We start from the raw sequence: 15,001 nt of genomic DNA on the forward strand, positions 1-15,001 counted from the left end.
CAGAGAGATTTCCCGTGAGCGAGCAAATTGCACAGATCAGCGACGACCAGTTCGAGGACCAGGTGCTCAAGTCCAGTGAACCGGTGCTGGTCGATTTCTGGGCCGAATGGTGCGGTCCCTGCAAAATGATCGCGCCGATCCTCGACGACCTCGCGGCCAGCTATCAGGGCCGGCTGAAGGTCGCCAAGATCAATGTCGACCACAACCAGAAAACCCCGCGCAACTACAACGTGCGCGGCATTCCGACCCTGATGATCTTCAAGGACGGCAAGGTTCAGGCCACGCAGATCGGCGCGGTCAGCAAGACCCAGCTGGCGCAGATCATCGACAAGGCCATCGCCTGAGCAAGGCACCTCGGCAGGACGCGCCCGCCAAGCCCTGCGGACGCTCCCTGGCCACAAGCACCTCGTTGCCGTCTGGCGCAGCACGGCTTTACGCCCGCGAAATGCGGTGTTAATTTGACACCCAGTTTCCGGCGCCGCTCGCTCGGCCCGCATCTTTCCCGGTTCATTCCCTCCCCTGTTCCCCAACGGCGCCCAGCAAGGTTTGCCCGTGTCCGAAAACGAAACCAATGACAGCGGCCAAGAGGCCGCTCCCGCCCGTCGTTCCGAGCCGCGTCAGCGTGGCCCGCGCAACGCCGCTCCTGCCGCAGCGACGCAAGCCGCATCGGCTGCTGCCGTGGAAGCTCCGCCGGTGGAAGCTCCCCCCGTGGAAAGCCGCGGTGGCGGCGAATCCGGCGAACCGCCCTCTGAAGTCGGTGGCGATGGCCAGGCTCAGGGCCAGCGTCAGGGCGGCCAGCAGCAAGGCCAGGGCCAAGGCGGTCAAGGCGGTCGCCGCAATCGACGCGACCGCCGCAACCGTCACGGCGGCGGCGGCAACAACCCGCAGGGCAACCGCAATCCGCATTTCGATGACGAGGAATACGACGAGAAGAACCTCGCCACCGGCCCGTTGATCGACCTCAACGAGCTCAAGCGCAAGAGCGCGGCGGACTTGCTCACCTTCGCCGAATCGCTGGGCATCCAGGAAGGCGTCGCGCGTGCGCGCAAGCAGGACATCATCTTCCTCGTGCTCAAGGCGCATGCGCGCGCTGGCGGCGGCATCTACGGCGAGGGCGTGCTCGAGATCCTTCAGGACGGCTTCGGCTTCCTGCGCGGCTTCGATGAGAGCTATCTGGCCGGCCCCGACGACATCTACATCTCGCCCTCGCAGATCCGCCGCTTCAACCTGCGCACCGGCGACTACATCAATGGCCGCGTGCGCCCGCCCAAGGAAGGCGAGCGTTATTTCGCGCTGCTCAAAGTCGACACCATCAACGGCGAGCCGCCCGAGGCATCCAAGAACAAGGTCCTGTTCGAGAACCTCACGCCGCTGTTCCCGCGGCGCTCGTTCCACCTCGAGCGCGGCAACGGTTCGTCCGAAGACATCACCGGTCGCATCCTCGATCTGGTCGCACCGATCGGCCGCGGCCAGCGCGGCCTCATCGTCAGCCAGCCCAAGGCCGGCAAGACGATGATGCTGCAGAACGTCGCCCAGGCGATCGTGCACAACCACCCCGATGCGCACCTGATCATGCTGTTGATCGACGAGCGCCCGGAAGAAGTTACCGAAATGCAGCGCAGCGTGCGCGCCGAAATCGTCGCTTCGACCTTCGACGAACCCGCGGTGCGCCACGTGCAAGTGGCCGAAATGGTGATCGAGCGCGCCAAGCGCCTGGTCGAACACAAGAAGGACGTGGTGATCCTGCTCGACTCGATCACCCGCCTCGCGCGCGCCTACAACACCGTGGTGCCCTCCTCGGGCAAGGTGCTGACCGGCGGCGTCGATGCCAATGCGCTGCAGCGGCCCAAGCGCTTCTTCGGCGCTGCGCGCAACGTCGAGGAAGGCGGCTCGCTCACCATCATCGCAACCGCGCTGATCGACACCGGTTCGAAGATGGACGAGGTGATCTACGAGGAGTTCAAGGGCACCGGCAACATGGAGGTCCACCTCAACCGCCGCATCGCCGAAAAGCGCGTCTATCCGGCCATCGACATCAACCGCTCGGGCACGCGTCGCGAAGATCTCTTGATCGATCCCGACCAGCTGCAGAAGATCTGGATCCTGCGCAAGCTGCTGCACCCGATGGACGAGCTGGCGGCGATGGAGTTCATGCTCGACAAGATGAAGAACACCAAAACCAACGACGAGTTCTTCGGCGCGATGAAGCGCTGAATCCGACCAGCAGGACAGCTGCCAAGGGCCGGCCATGCCGGCCCTTGCCGTTTGTAGTGGCGGCAACGGCACGCGATGCGCATCGCGGCCGCCGGCATTGGGCTACCATCGTCCTTCTTCGCAAGCAGCAAGCGGACATGGCCAAGCTCTATTTCTATTATTCGGCGATGAACGCCGGCAAGACCACCACCCTGCTGCAGAGCGCCTACAACTATCACGAGCGCGGCATGCGCACGCTGTTGCTCACGCCGCAGCTCGATACGCGCGCAGGCGAGGGCGTGGTCGCATCGCGCATCGGCTTGCGCGCCCAGGCACGCCGATTCACGCGCGCGGATGATCTGCTCGCACTCGCCCGCGAGGACATCGCCCGGCGCGGCAAGCTCGATTGCGTATTGGTCGACGAGGCGCAATTCCTGACCAAGGCGCAGGTGTGGCAACTCACCGACGTGGTCGACGCGCTCGGCATTCCCGTGCTGGCCTACGGCCTGCGCAGCGATTTTCGCGGCGAATTGTTCGAAGGCAGCCAGTATCTCTTGGCCTGGGCCGACAATCTCATCGAGATCAAGACGATCTGCCACAGCGGGCGCAAGGCAACGATGGTGGTGCGCGTGGACGAACAGGGCCGCGCGGTGACCGACGGACCACAGGTTGAAATCGGCGGCAACGATCGCTACGTCTCGGTGAGCCGGTCCGAATTCAAGAAGATCATGGCCGGCGAGGGCCGCGTCGAACTGCAACAGACGGTCTTGCCGCTGGATCTGCCTGGAGAGTCTTGATGGAAACCCCGCATTGGCCACGCGCCCGCTGGCAGGACAGCGGCGATGAGGCCTTCTGGCTCTGGTTTGTGTTCGGCGACTTCGATGCCAACCTGCGCATCGATGCACAGCGCTTCCGTACCCGCGGCTTGCCGGCCGGCGTCGAAGCCGTGCTTTACGACAATGCGGCACTCGCGCGTTGGGACGGCTATCCGCTGGATGGCACGCTCGGTGCGATCTTCGCCGACGAGCAGCCCGAATTGCTCGAGCAGGCTCGCCGCGCGGGCCAATGCTGGCTGCTGCGCGGCTCCCTGACCGATCCAGCCGATCTGGACGCACTGCGCGACATGGTTGGTTCGATCACCGCACTGTGCAACGGTGGTGGCGTCGCGGTGGTGGACCCGCAGATGCTCAGCTTGTTCTCCGCCCGGGATTGGCAATCGCGCTATTTCACCCGCGACACCTTCCATGCCCGCGACCATGTGCTGATCCTGTGCGACGGCGATGACGGCCACGAGGGTCGCGTGCGCGTGCATACGCGCGGCCTGCGCAAGTTCGCGCGGCCCGACATCGATCTGCGCAACGTGCCTGCGGAACAGGCCGGGCAGGCCGGCGAATTGACGCTGGGTTTCGTCGAGTTCCAGTGTGAAGGCGGCCTCGTCGCCGACGGTCATGCGATCGAGATCGAAGGCAATCCGCAGCGCATCGTCGCGCATCTTTCAGGCTCGACGAGCGATGCCGATTTCAACAACCGCCACCTGACCCTGCGCTGGCCCGACTGATTGATCGGCATTGCCAAAGGCGCGGGGCGCAGACGGATCCTTGCGCGGTTGTAGCCGTCTGGACGGCCAACTCAATACAAAGCATCGGGAATCGGGTAGGCTGCAGGGCCCCGTTCTGATCCGGAATCGCCATGCGCTGGCTGCTGCTGCCCGTTTTTGTCCTGTGGAGTGCCCTGGTGTCTGCGGAACGACTGAGCATCGATCGCATTTTCGACGGCGCCAGTCTGGCCGGCGAAAGCCCCAATGCACTGACGGTTACGCCCGACGGTCGCCACATTGCCTACCTGCGCGGTCGCGCCGACGATCAGTTTCAGATCGACCTGTGGCTGCACGACATCCACACCGGCAAGGCCACGCGACTGGTGGACTCGGCTGCGCTCAGCGAAGGCAAGGAATTGTCGGATGCGGAAAAGGCGCGCCGCGAACGTGCGCGCACCGCCGGCAGCAAGGGCATCAGCAGCTATCGCTGGTCGCCCGATGGCAAGCGCCTGCTGTTCACGCTCGAAGAGCGCCTGTGGCTGTGCGATCCGGCCGCACCGGCGAGCAAGCGCCTGCGTGCACTCACGCCCAAGGGCATGGACGTGCTGGATGCCAGGATTTCACCACGCGGCGGTTTCGTCGCTTTCGTCAGCAAGCAGAATCTCTACACGATCGAACTTGCCGACAATCAACTGCGTCAGCTTACCCACGATGGCGCGGGCACGATCCACAACGGCGAGGCTGAATTCGTCGCGCAAGAGGAAATGGGGCGTCGCAGCGGCTATTGGTGGGCGCGCGACGACAGCGCGATCGCGTTTGAACGCTATGACGAAAGCGGCGTCGACGAGGTCGAGCGCAGCGAGGTCTATCCCGATCGCACCGTGACCCTGCGCCAGCGCTATCCCGCGGCGGGTCGCCCCAACGCCACCGTCAAGGTCGGTGTGATCGCGCCCACGGGCGGCGAGCCGCGCTGGATCGACCTGGGTACGAACCCCGACATCTATCTTGCACGCGTGGACTGGCTGCCCGATTCCAAACGCCTGGCGATCCAGCGTGAGAGCCGCAACCAACGCCGCCTCGATCTCATCCTTGCTGCGGCCGACGGCAGCGCGCAGCAGATCGCGCTGAGCGAAACCCGCGACACCTGGATCAACCTCAACAACGATCTGCGCTTCCTGCGCAACGAAGATGGGTTTGTCTGGGCCTCGGAACGCTCGGGCTACAAGCACCTGTACGTGTTCGGTCTCGATGGTGCACTGCGCCGCACGCTCACGCGTGGCGACTGGGATGTCGATCATCTGCTCGCACTCGACGAGAAGAAGGGTCTTTTCTATTTCAGCGCCGGACGCGAGGACGTGCTGCAAAGCCAGGTCTACGTCGCCCGTCTCGACGGCAGCCAAGCCGACGCGCCGCGCCGGATCAGCGCGGGCGATGGTTGGCACGATGCAGTCTTCGGCGAGGACGCGAGCGTGTGGGTGGATACCTTCTCCAACCCGGGCACGCCGCCGCAGGTTTCCTTGCGCAAGAGCAATGGCGAGCGCATCGCCTGGATCGAGCGCAACGAACTCAAGGAAGGACATCCGTTCTGGCCCTATCGCGACAGCCTGGTCACGCCCGAATACGGAACGCTCGAGAGCGAGAGTGGCGAGGCCCTGCACTATCGCCTTTACAAGCCGCTGGGCATGCAGGCCGGGCGCAAGTACCCGGTGTTCATGAATTACTACGGCGGTCCGGGCAGCCAGTTCGTGCGCAAGGTCTGGGGCAACTATTTCGAGCAGTACATGGCCGCCAACGGCTATGTGGTGTTCTCGCTGGACAACCGCGGCTCACCGCGACGCGGCCGGCATTTCTCCGATGCGATCTTCAAGCAGCTCGGCAAGCCCGAGATCGCCGACCAGCTCAAGGGCGTGGCCTGGCTCAAGAGCCAGCCCTTCGTCGATGGGCAGCACATCGGCATCTTCGGCTGGAGCTATGGCGGCTACCAGACCCTGATGCTGCTGGCCAAGGCCGGCAAGGAATTCGCCGCCGGCGTCGCGGTCGCGCCGGTCACCGACTGGGCGCTCTATGACACCCACTACACCGAGCGCTTCCTCGACACGCCACAGAACAATGCCGAGGGTTACGAGAAATCGGGCGTGCTGCACTGGCTCGACGGCATCGAATCGCACAAGCTGCTGCTCGTGCACGGCATGGCCGATGACAACGTTCTGTTCTCCAACTCGACCAAGCTCATGGCCGCCTTGCAGAACAAGGGCGTACAGTTCGACCTCATGACGTACCCGGGCGCCAAGCACGGGCTGTCCACGCCGGCGCTGCGCAAGCATGTCTACACGATGATCACGCAGTACTTCGACGCCAGGCTCAAGCCCGCACCTGCAGCGCCTTAGGGCAACTTGATCCGCGTTGCCGCCGATGCGCGGGCGCTGCAACGCAGCGCCCGTCGTTGCGCGTATCGTGCGGGCATATCGCGGCCGATCATCGACCACGGCTACCCGAGGAGGGGCCCATGCACCTGCGCGAACACTGGATGATCTACGCCCTGGGCTCGGCGCTGTTCGCCGCGCTCACCGCGCTGTTCGGCAAGCTCGGCGTGGCCGGCATTCCATCGAACCTGGCGACCTTCATCCGCACCCTGGTGGTGCTGGGCGTGGCGGCCGCGATCATCGCCTGGCGCGGTGAATGGCGTGCACCGGCAACGATCGAGCTGAAGACCTGGGCCTACCTCGTGCTCTCGGGCATTGCCACCGGTCTGTCGTGGCTGTGTTATTACCGCGCGCTGCAGCTGGGCCCGGTGAGCAAGGTCGCACCGATCGACAAGCTCAGCGTGGCGCTGGCGATCGTGCTGGGCGTGGTGTTCCTTGGTGAAAGCCTGAGCTGGCCGGTGGCGATCGGCGGCGGGCTGATCGTGGCCGGCTCGATCGTGATGATCGTTTTTTGAGGCGATGCCGCGGCGCCACGCGCCGCACGCCGCTCACCTCGTGGCCAGGGCCGACCGCCACGTGCAAGCGTGCTCGGGCCGCTTGACGAGCCGGTGTTGAGGTCTTGCCCGCGAAAGTGCGTAACACCGTGAAATCACCCGCGGAGTATCCCGTGAACGTTCAATTGCGTTGCCCCCTCGCCGCCGCACTGGCGCTCGCCCTCGGTCATGCGGGCGCGGCGACCATCAACGTCGACATCGCCGGCGACGCGCACGTCTCCGGCCGCTGCACGCTGCGCGAGGCGATCGCCGCGGCGAACACGCATGCGACGCCGGCCGACACCAACTGCGCGGCGGGCAGCAGCAGTGGCGGCAACACGATTGCGATTCCGCCGTCGCTGTCGCCGATCGAACTGGTTGGTGCCGCGCTCGACATCGCCGACACCGGCGGCACGACCCTGGTCCACTCGGCCGTTAGCGGCACACAGGTTGCGGTGCGGCGCGTGGCAGGCAGCGATTCCGTGTTCAGTGCGAGCCAGCCGGCCACGTTCGAGGATCTGGCGATCTCGGGCGGCCACGGCGGCATGGCCGGCGGCGGCGTTGCGGGCGGCAGCACGACGGTCACGCTGCGACGCTGCCTCGTGCACGACAACGTTTCGCAGTATTTCTCCGGCGGCGTCACCATCGGCCAAGGCGGCACGCTCAACGTGATCGACTCGACCGTGTCGAACAACCAGTCGAGCGAGTTCGGCAACGGCGGCGGCATCGGTGTCAACCTTGCCACGCTCACGCTCACCGGCAGCACGGTGTCCGGCAATTCCTCCAGTGTCGGCGGCGGCATCTTCGCCTGGTCGAGCACGCTCGCGATCCACAGCAGCACCGTGTCCGGCAATGTCGCCACGAATCAGGGCGGCGGCATCCGCGTGTATGGCTCGGTGGCGTTCGAACTGGTCCATTCCACGATCGCCGCGAACGCCGCCCCGCACGGCGCGGGCGTGCTGGTGTATGACAACCCCACGACCGGCACCTTGGTGACCGCTCGCAACAGCCTGCTGTGGGGCAATACCGGCTCAGCCGACATCGAACACATGGGCGGGATGAGCGACATCATCGGCGGCGGCTACAACCTCATCGGGCAGATTGGCGATCTCATCAGCTATCCGGCCAACACGCTGCGCTGCGACCCGCAGTTGCGCCCGCTCGCGTGGAACGGCGGCCCGACCTGGACACACGCGCTCCCCGCGAACTCCTGCGCCGTCGACAGTGGTGGCGTCGTTCCGTCGGCCAACTACGACCAGCGCGGCGCGGGTCACCCGCGCTGGATGGGCACGCAGGTCGACATCGGCGCCTACGAATACAACCCGAACGATCCCGATTACGACCGCATCTTCGCCAACGGTTTCGAGCCGTGAGCGGTCCCGTTTTATTGAAATGGCGCGTGCCAGTTAGCGATCGCCGTTCTGCAACAGTGACGTTCCTGCGAAGCGAGCACTGAGTGATGTATGGATTCGATCCGGCGCTGTCAACTCGCGCCGACCGCACTGTTCAGCAAGCTTGGCGGCGCCACGATTCGATCCAGTCTCGCAACTTTAACCAGCAGCGCGGTCGTGTTCGATGCGCGCGCCGAGACGCTCACTCTCGTACCCATTCAACGTAGCAGGAAATCACCTTTCCCTTTTCGTCGAACGAGCAAACTTTCCAAAAATGTCCGTACGAAGCGTATCCAACTGGGCCATACCTCGAACGGTTGTCATCCGGAATGACCTGGAATCCACGACCACCGCTTCCGGTGCCCGGGATTGAATTTCCATTCCGGTCGACCGCCGTGCCGGTCACGAACTCTGCGGTATCGCTCGGCGTAATTGGCACCTTGAAGCACCCGATGTCGCCATTGTTGAAGATGTAGCATTGGGTGAAGGAGCCGTTGAATTCGGCCGCAGTCACAAACAATACCGTGATGGCGTTTTCACTCAAAGGCTCACTTGGTCGCACCCCATAGATGGGCTCACCTTGGTGATTCCATGCATAGTCACGAAACAAGGTTTCGTTCCGACCGCTGAATGAGCCGAATCCGTCCTGAGTTGGAAGCACGATTGGCTCCCCGCGATCCTCTACTGTGACAGTGCCTTGCTTTATAGAATTGATGATGTCCATGAACTGATCCTCGGCAGCGGCCGACTGTCGAGTGTTCAACAAGACTTCGTATACCGAACCACCTTGAGATTCGAGATTCGGCTCCTCGGTCGATCGCCCTGGCTCAATCGCGGAATCGGTGCTGATGTCGCCCACGCCCGCTGGTTGGGAGCCAGATTGATGCGCGCTGATCACCACATAGTGCAGGCGTCCGCTAGTGCGATTGCCAACGTAAACGTCGAATTCACCAAGACGACTTCCAACCTTGGCAATCGCAGCTGTGGCGAACTGACTTGGCTGCGTGCAGGTATCGCAGAACGTCCATTCCAACGCCAGCGCCGAAGCAACAGGCAACAATGCCATCGAGACAAAAAGCAAACTGGCTTGTTTCCATTTCATCGCTTTGCTTCCCTCGCGGTCACGTTGCTTGGAACACCAAGCCATACGGGGGGGGGGGGATATCGCGATGCCGTTCACACTTTCCGGAGACCAGGCGGGTCGGCACCATCAAGCCGTGCAGAGCAATCGACGTATCCTTCCACGCTGATCAGAAACGACCGGACTGATGGTCGCGAATCGCCTCGACGATCTGCTCGGGCGTGTTCATCACGAACGGGCCATAGCGCGCGACGGGCTCGTTGAGCGGCTTGCCGGCGACGAGGATGAAACGCGCGCCCTGCGCACCCGCCGCGAAGGCCAGCGTATCGCCATGCCGTTCGAACACCGCCAGTTCACCGCGATCGAGATTGCGCGAAGCATGCGCGGGTCCGAAGCTCGCCCCGCCCTCGAACACGTAGGCGAAAGCGGTGTGCCCGTCGGGCACGTCTGCGATGCCCTGCGCGCCGGGCTCAAGTTCGACATCCAGGTACAAGGGCGCGATCGCGATGCCCTCGATGGGTCCGGTGACGGCGCCGAAGCTGCCGGCAATCACGCGAACGCGCATGCCGTTGCCGGCGTCGACCAGCGGAATGCGTTCGGGCGCGATGTCCTGATAGCGTGGCGCGATCATCTTGTCTTTGGCGGGCAGATTCACCCACAGCTGGAAGCCGGCCATGCGGCCGTGTTCCTGCTCGGGCATTTCCGAGTGCACGATGCCGCGCCCGGCCGTCATCCACTGCACGCTGCCGGGCATGAGCAATCCGGAATTGCCCTGGTTGTCGCCGTGACGCATGCGCCCGGCGAGCATGTAGGTGACGGTCTCGAAACCGCGATGCGGATGGGCCGGAAATCCGGCGATGTAGTCGCCCGCATGGTCCGAACCGAATTCGTCGAGCAGCAGGAAGGGATCGAGCATGTCCAGATCGCGCTGGCCGATCACGCGCGTGAGCTTGACGCCCGCGCCGTCGGAACTTGGCTGTCCGCGCGCAACGCGTTCGACGCGACGGATGCCGGGATTGCTGGCGTTCATGAGGGTATTCCCCGCAAGGTTGAGGCCCACGATATGGGCTCGCGCAGCGCGTGAACCAAGTCGATTCCGGTGAACACTGATGCGCACCGGGGAAACAATCGTTCCGCACGGCGGTGGCGCGCAAGCGGCTCGCGCTGGCACGGCCTCGAGACAACGCTGAATGACGCCCTGCCCGTCATTCCAGCGAATGCTGGAAGCCACCGCCTGAGCGCTTTTCAGAGCAGCCCGGTCCCCGCCCTTGGCCGGGATGAGGATCTTCTGCGCGCAGCCTCAATGCACCCAACGCCCACCGCGCCGACGCGGCGGCATTGCCGCGCCCGCTTCACGATTGCGCGAAAAGTCGCCTTCCTCGAGCGGATGGGCGCGCCAGTACTCGGCGACCGCACCCACCGCCGTGGGGATCTGTGCAAGACACTCGTCGTAATCGTCCTCGCCCAGCGGGGCGAAATCACCGTCGCTTTCGAACACGCCATCATCGATTGCCAGGGCGATGATTGGCGAGAGCATTTCCATGAGCTGCGCATCATGCCCAAGGCGGCCTTCCCACGACGGCGCCCGCAGGTCGATCCCGCGCGAGAAGCCCTCGCACCAGCCGCGCGCGGTGAACTCGGGCGGCGCCTGTTCATCATCGTTGTCGAGCTCGCCGAGGATCGGTTCGTAGCTCCCGGTTTCAAGCTCGGGCGTGATCGCATCGTTGAGCCGCGCGAGCAGGGTCAGCACGCGCTCGCCTTCTTCGCTGTCGGCGAACGGCTCGTGCAGGATTTCGGGCAACCATTCCTCGGGCTTGGGCGGCGCCGGGCCGATCGCCAGCGCAGTGAGAAAGCCATGCACGCCGTCGAGCAGCATGTCCTCGTCGCCCGCATGCGCGCGCAGGAAGCGGTCGAGCTCTTCCAGTTCGGAATCATCGGGGGAAACATGCCAATCGTCAGCCATCATCGAGTTCCAGCAATACGGGCGTATGGTCGGATGCACGCTCCCAGGTTCGCGGTTCGCGGTCGATGGAAGCGGCACGGGCGGATGAACGTGCGGCCTGCGAGAGCAGAATCAAGTCGATGCGCAGACCCAGATTGCGCCGAAACGCCGCCTGACGGTAGTCCCACCAACTGAACTGTCCGCTCTCGCCGTTGAACAGGCGGAAGCTGTCGGCAAAGCCGAGGTCGAGAATCTTCTGCAGCGCCGCGCGCTCGGGCGCCGAGCACAGGATCTGATCGCGCCATGCGTCGGGATCGTGCACATCGCGGTCATCGGGTGCGATATTGAAATCGCCGAGCACCACCATGTGCGGATGTCGCGCCAGTTCCGTTGCGAGCCAGTCATGCACCGCGTCGAGCCAGCGCAGTTTGTATGCGAACTTTTCACTACCCACCGCCTGGCCATTGACGACATACAGATCGACGATGCGCAGATCACCGACCGTGGCCGCAAGAATCCGCCGCTGCGGATCATCCAAGCCGGGAATGTCGGTGACCGGATCGGCCGGCGCGGGCAAGCTGTCGCGCACGAGGATTGCCACGCCGTTGTAGGTCTTCTGCCCCGAACACAGCGCGCGATAGCCCGCGGCGGCCAATTCGGCATGCGGAAACTTCGCATCCTCGAGCTTGGTTTCCTGCAGTGCGACGATGTCGGGCTGCGCCTGGCCCAACCATTGCAACACATGGGGCAAGCGCACCTTGAGCGAATTGACGTTCCACGAGGCAATCTTCATGCGGCCATCTTACTTTGCCGTGCCCCGGCCCCTGCAAGACAGCGGCATTGAACCGCCCCGACCCGCGCGGAGGCGAACAAGGCGTTTGACCAGTTCATCGCCACCTACGCTGCCAAGTACCCGAAGGCCGTCCAGATCCTGGGCAAAGACCGCGAACGCCTGCTCACGTTTTACGACTTCCCGGCCGAACATTGGCGTCACCTGCGCACGACCAACCCGGTCGAATCGAGCTTCGCCACCGTGCGACATCGCACTGATCGCACCCGCGGGGCGATCTCGCGCGACAGCATCGTGCCCTTCGTGTTCAAGCTCGGCAAAGTCACCGAGCAGCATTGGCGCAAACTCAACGGATTCGAGTACCTCGCCAAAGTCATCACCGGCGTGCGCTTCCGCGATGGCATCGAAGTGCGTGATGATTCATCTGTGCATGAATGTAGGCTTTGTACTGGAAGAAGTTCAGATGCCGCCAACGGCGCACCAGACGGTCGTGTACCGGCTGATCCTCGGCCCCGCACCCAGGGCACCGCAACCGCATCGCCGTGCAGCTCACGACGAAGTCGATCTGGCCTTCCACCGGCTTGAATTCCACCGACGTCACTGACCACGGCGCCGTCAGACCCAATGCTTGCGTGAAGAGAGTTTCCATCCACCAAGCGTCGCTGATCGGCTACGCTGCGGCAAGATCGGTTCCACACGGATCGAGAGAGAGCCCCAATTTGCTGCTTTCCAAAGTGGGCGGTCCGTCCGTTGTCACCGAGTTTGCTCGATCGTGCGGTGATGCTGTAACCCGTCTCGATAGCTACGAGCCCAGGCTCAATGACAACGAAGCGGGGGATCTTCGCGATACAACCTCACCCCGAGCGATGGCTGCCTTGATGCGCAAGGTTCTGTGCGGAAATCGCCTTTCATGCACATCCCGCGGACTTCTGCTGCGATGGTTGCGTGACTGCGAAACGGGCCATGATCGTTTGCGAGCGAAGCTGCCCAAGGATTGGCTGGTTGGCGACAAAACGGGCACAGGCGAGCATGGCGCAGTCAACGATGTGGCAATCGCCATTCCTCCCGGTCGCTCTCCCATTCTTGTTGCGGCGTTTCTGAGTGAGGGGAGAGTAGGCCGCCCGGCATTGAGCGCCGCGCACGCCAGCATCGGCGCACTGGCAGCACATCATTTCGCGTGACCATTGCCCGCTCACGCCCAACCCGTCATTCCACCGGGCGCTGCGCGAACTGACAGAGGGAGCATGCCTCGGAAGCAAGGAGTCCGCGTGGGCCGCAGAGGTTTTTCCGCAAGTCGCGGCAAAGGCGGAGACTCAGGTCATCAATACTCTCGCGAACAAGCTGAAAGTTGCCCCCTTCAGTGTCCACAGGGGACACCCTGAAACCACATGGCTCGCCAATGCACATTCCAGCTGGCGATTTCCAAGGCTTCGGCAACCGATTGGATGCGTGTGGCTCCAGCCGGTTGGACGCCGCGGCGTTGCAACCGTGCCACTCGGGCTGCCCGGGGCCAGGGTTTCCTCAGGAGGTATCACTTCGCACGCGCTGCACGCGCTGTCGATAGGCGCTCACGTTGTCGCCGCGGATGCGGGTTTCGCGGGTGCCGATGACTTCGTCGCATTTGTTGTCGGTGCCGGTCACGGGTTTGGCATCGACCTTGGTTTCACGCTCGAAGGCATGCGATTTGTCGGTGTTGCGGTAGTAGCGGTACAGGTACCAGTACAGTCCCGTCGCGCTGGCCGGGCCGAGCGTGAGCAGCCATAGTCCACCATCATCGCTCATGGCGAATGCTCCTGATTGGCGGTCATGAGGAGTGTCCGATCAGCCACAACACGATGCCTTCGACGAAGGTTCCGACCGTGATGGCAGTGGTGAGCAGCTTCCACTGCTGCACCGGCACGCTGCCCATGGTCTCGCCGGTGCGACCGTTGACCGCAATGTAATGCAGCATGCCGCCGTTCTTGCCGGGTTGGTGATAGGAATACAGCCACACCGGCAAATACATCGACACCCAGCGTGAGCCGTGCACGTCGATGCGCTCCTGCTCCCAGCGCACGCCGCGATCGTACTGATTCACCGAATACTCGACCTGCGAGCGCGCGATGGACAGCAACTGGTCTTCGAGCTCGGGGCGCAGTGCCGTGACGTTGAGATCGCGCTTCTCCGAGGTGAACCCGGCGAGGTAGGACGCGTTCCACTTGATCGCATTCTTGGTGTCGAACGGCAGGATCGTGTTGATGATGTTGTTGGTGTTGCGGCGCGTGTCGAGATTGCCGCGCGCGGCCGAGGATTCCAGCGGCAGGTCGTCGACGGTGAAATCCACATGCCGCGACACGCTGTAGACATCGGCGTCGTAGTAGGTCTTCTTGCTGTCGCCGCTGCCCTTGGTGTATTCGCGCGTCTTGATTTCGCCGTAGCCGCCGACATCGGCGCTCGCATTGCCGTCGACGATCATGTAGGGCAGATAGACGCCGACAACATTCTCGGGCGTGAACTGTTCCTTGAAAGCCTTGAGCGCGAACAGCCGCCGCTTGTCGACGAACTGGCGGATGCGCGCGACCGCATCCTCCTTCTTGATGTGGAACGGCAGCACCGCGTCGGGCACCGCGCCATTGGCGATCTGCTCGTTCACGCCGAGCATGTGGCGACACCAATGGCAGCGCGCGGTCATCGCGTTTTCGGTGTTGACCGTCACTTCTGCACCGCAGCCGCTGCACTTGAAGGTCATGAGGTTCCTGGCATCGGCGGCGATGTCGCGCGCGCCCGATGCGATCACCGTGCCTTCGAGCTGGTCGATGCCCTCACCGAGCCCGAACTGTTCCTCCACACGCGCGCTCTGCCACTGATGGCGGCAGTACATGCAGATGAGCTGGTCGCTGCCGGGTTTCTGGCGAACGTCGGTGGAGCCGCATTTGGGACAGCGATTGACGCCGTCTTCGAGTTCCTTCGAAGCCGTGTCGATCGCGACCGGATCAGGCGCCTCGATTTCCTTGCGGATCGGATCGGGCAAGGTCGCCGGATCGATCGGCGACTGGCCGGGCGCGGGCGGCACCTCGCGGGGGGAACCGGGGCCGCTGTAGGGCGGCACCGGGGGCGTGGTGTTGGACATGG

Annotated in this window: 15 protein-coding genes and 1 pseudogene; 9 read left to right on the forward strand and 7 right to left on the reverse strand. The window is 63.8% G+C overall.

The window, feature by feature from the left end; translation table 11 throughout:
• The first annotated feature begins 14 nt into the window (after positions 1-14).
• The 7 genes from trxA (at position 15) to KF759_RS00600 (ending at position 8,059) form a co-directional block, all read left to right on the forward strand.
• Positions 15-344, forward strand: a complete 330-nt coding sequence (gene trxA / locus KF759_RS00570; protein WP_291222218.1) for a thioredoxin TrxA — start codon at positions 15-17, stop codon at positions 342-344.
• A 208-nt stretch (positions 345-552) separates the two neighbouring features.
• Positions 553-2,214 carry a transcription termination factor Rho gene (gene rho, locus KF759_RS00575; RefSeq protein WP_291222220.1) on the forward strand — a complete coding sequence of 554 codons (1,662 nt, stop codon included), beginning with the start codon at positions 553-555 and terminating at the stop codon, positions 2,212-2,214.
• 137 nt (positions 2,215-2,351) lie between these two features.
• Positions 2,352-2,990, forward strand: coding sequence for a thymidine kinase (locus KF759_RS00580; RefSeq protein ID WP_291222222.1), 639 nt, complete (start codon positions 2,352-2,354; stop codon positions 2,988-2,990).
• Complete coding sequence (locus KF759_RS00585) at positions 2,990-3,751, forward strand: hypothetical protein (protein WP_291222224.1); 762 nt, start codon at positions 2,990-2,992, stop codon at positions 3,749-3,751. The genes KF759_RS00580 and KF759_RS00585 overlap by 1 nt, the downstream gene beginning before the upstream one ends.
• Positions 3,752-3,882: 131 nt before the next feature.
• On the forward strand, positions 3,883-6,117 hold the full coding sequence (locus tag KF759_RS00590) for a S9 family peptidase (RefSeq protein ID WP_291222226.1): 2,235 nt from the start codon (positions 3,883-3,885) through the stop codon (positions 6,115-6,117).
• 119 nt (positions 6,118-6,236) lie between these two features.
• The gene (locus tag KF759_RS00595; protein ID WP_291222228.1) at positions 6,237-6,668 is read left to right on the forward strand and encodes an EamA family transporter; all 432 of its coding nucleotides are present in this window, start codon (positions 6,237-6,239) and stop codon (positions 6,666-6,668) included.
• A 152-nt stretch (positions 6,669-6,820) separates the two neighbouring features.
• On the forward strand, positions 6,821-8,059 hold the full coding sequence (locus KF759_RS00600) for a choice-of-anchor Q domain-containing protein (RefSeq protein ID WP_291222230.1): 1,239 nt from the start codon (positions 6,821-6,823) through the stop codon (positions 8,057-8,059).
• Positions 8,060-8,279: 220 nt separating this feature from the next.
• On the opposite strand, the gene KF759_RS00605 is transcribed toward KF759_RS00600, so the two are convergent.
• The 4 genes from KF759_RS00605 to xth all read right to left on the reverse strand — a co-directional run bounded on the left by KF759_RS00605 (position 8,280) and on the right by xth (position 11,893).
• Positions 8,280-9,179, reverse strand: coding sequence for a hypothetical protein (locus tag KF759_RS00605; RefSeq protein WP_291222232.1), 900 nt, complete (start codon positions 9,177-9,179; stop codon positions 8,280-8,282).
• Positions 9,180-9,327: 148 nt separating this feature from the next.
• The gene (locus tag KF759_RS00610) at positions 9,328-10,188 is read right to left on the reverse strand and encodes a pirin family protein (RefSeq protein ID WP_291222233.1); all 861 of its coding nucleotides are present in this window, start codon (positions 10,186-10,188) and stop codon (positions 9,328-9,330) included.
• Between the two features lie 270 nt (positions 10,189-10,458).
• The gene (locus tag KF759_RS00615) at positions 10,459-11,121 is read right to left on the reverse strand and encodes a YecA family protein (RefSeq protein ID WP_291222235.1); all 663 of its coding nucleotides are present in this window, start codon (positions 11,119-11,121) and stop codon (positions 10,459-10,461) included.
• Positions 11,114-11,893 (reverse strand): exodeoxyribonuclease III, encoded by a 780-nt coding sequence (xth, locus tag KF759_RS00620; RefSeq protein WP_291222237.1) that lies wholly within the window; start codon positions 11,891-11,893, stop codon positions 11,114-11,116. Before xth ends, KF759_RS00615 begins: the two co-directional genes overlap by 8 nt.
• Before the next feature lie 54 nt (positions 11,894-11,947).
• Between xth and KF759_RS00625 the strand changes: the two are divergent.
• Positions 11,948-12,298, forward strand: a pseudogene (locus tag KF759_RS00625) (transposase); the annotation flags it as partial.
• On the opposite strand, the gene KF759_RS14235 reads toward KF759_RS00625, so the two are convergent.
• On the reverse strand, positions 12,267-12,539 hold the full coding sequence (locus KF759_RS14235; RefSeq protein ID WP_345777412.1) for a transposase family protein: 273 nt from the start codon (positions 12,537-12,539) through the stop codon (positions 12,267-12,269). The pseudogene KF759_RS00625 and the gene KF759_RS14235 sit on opposite strands and share 32 nt — an antisense overlap.
• On the opposite strand from KF759_RS14235, the gene KF759_RS00635 reads away from it, so the two are divergent.
• Positions 12,523-13,071, forward strand: coding sequence for a serine hydrolase (locus KF759_RS00635; RefSeq protein WP_291222239.1), 549 nt, complete (start codon positions 12,523-12,525; stop codon positions 13,069-13,071). The two genes, KF759_RS14235 and KF759_RS00635, sit on opposite strands and share 17 nt — an antisense overlap.
• A 340-nt stretch (positions 13,072-13,411) precedes the next feature.
• Here the strand turns inward: KF759_RS00635 and KF759_RS00640 are convergent, their stop codons facing one another.
• The gene (locus KF759_RS00640; protein WP_291222241.1) at positions 13,412-13,672 is read right to left on the reverse strand and encodes a hypothetical protein; all 261 of its coding nucleotides are present in this window, start codon (positions 13,670-13,672) and stop codon (positions 13,412-13,414) included.
• A gap of 22 nt (positions 13,673-13,694) precedes the next feature.
• Positions 13,695-14,999, reverse strand: a complete 1,305-nt coding sequence (locus tag KF759_RS00645; protein ID WP_291222243.1) for a TFIIB-type zinc ribbon-containing protein — start codon at positions 14,997-14,999, stop codon at positions 13,695-13,697.
• Positions 15,000-15,001 lie beyond the last annotated feature (2 nt).

This window comes from Dokdonella sp., from assembly GCF_019634815.1.
In the GTDB taxonomy this organism is placed as follows: Bacteria; Pseudomonadota; Gammaproteobacteria; order Xanthomonadales; family Rhodanobacteraceae; genus Dokdonella_A.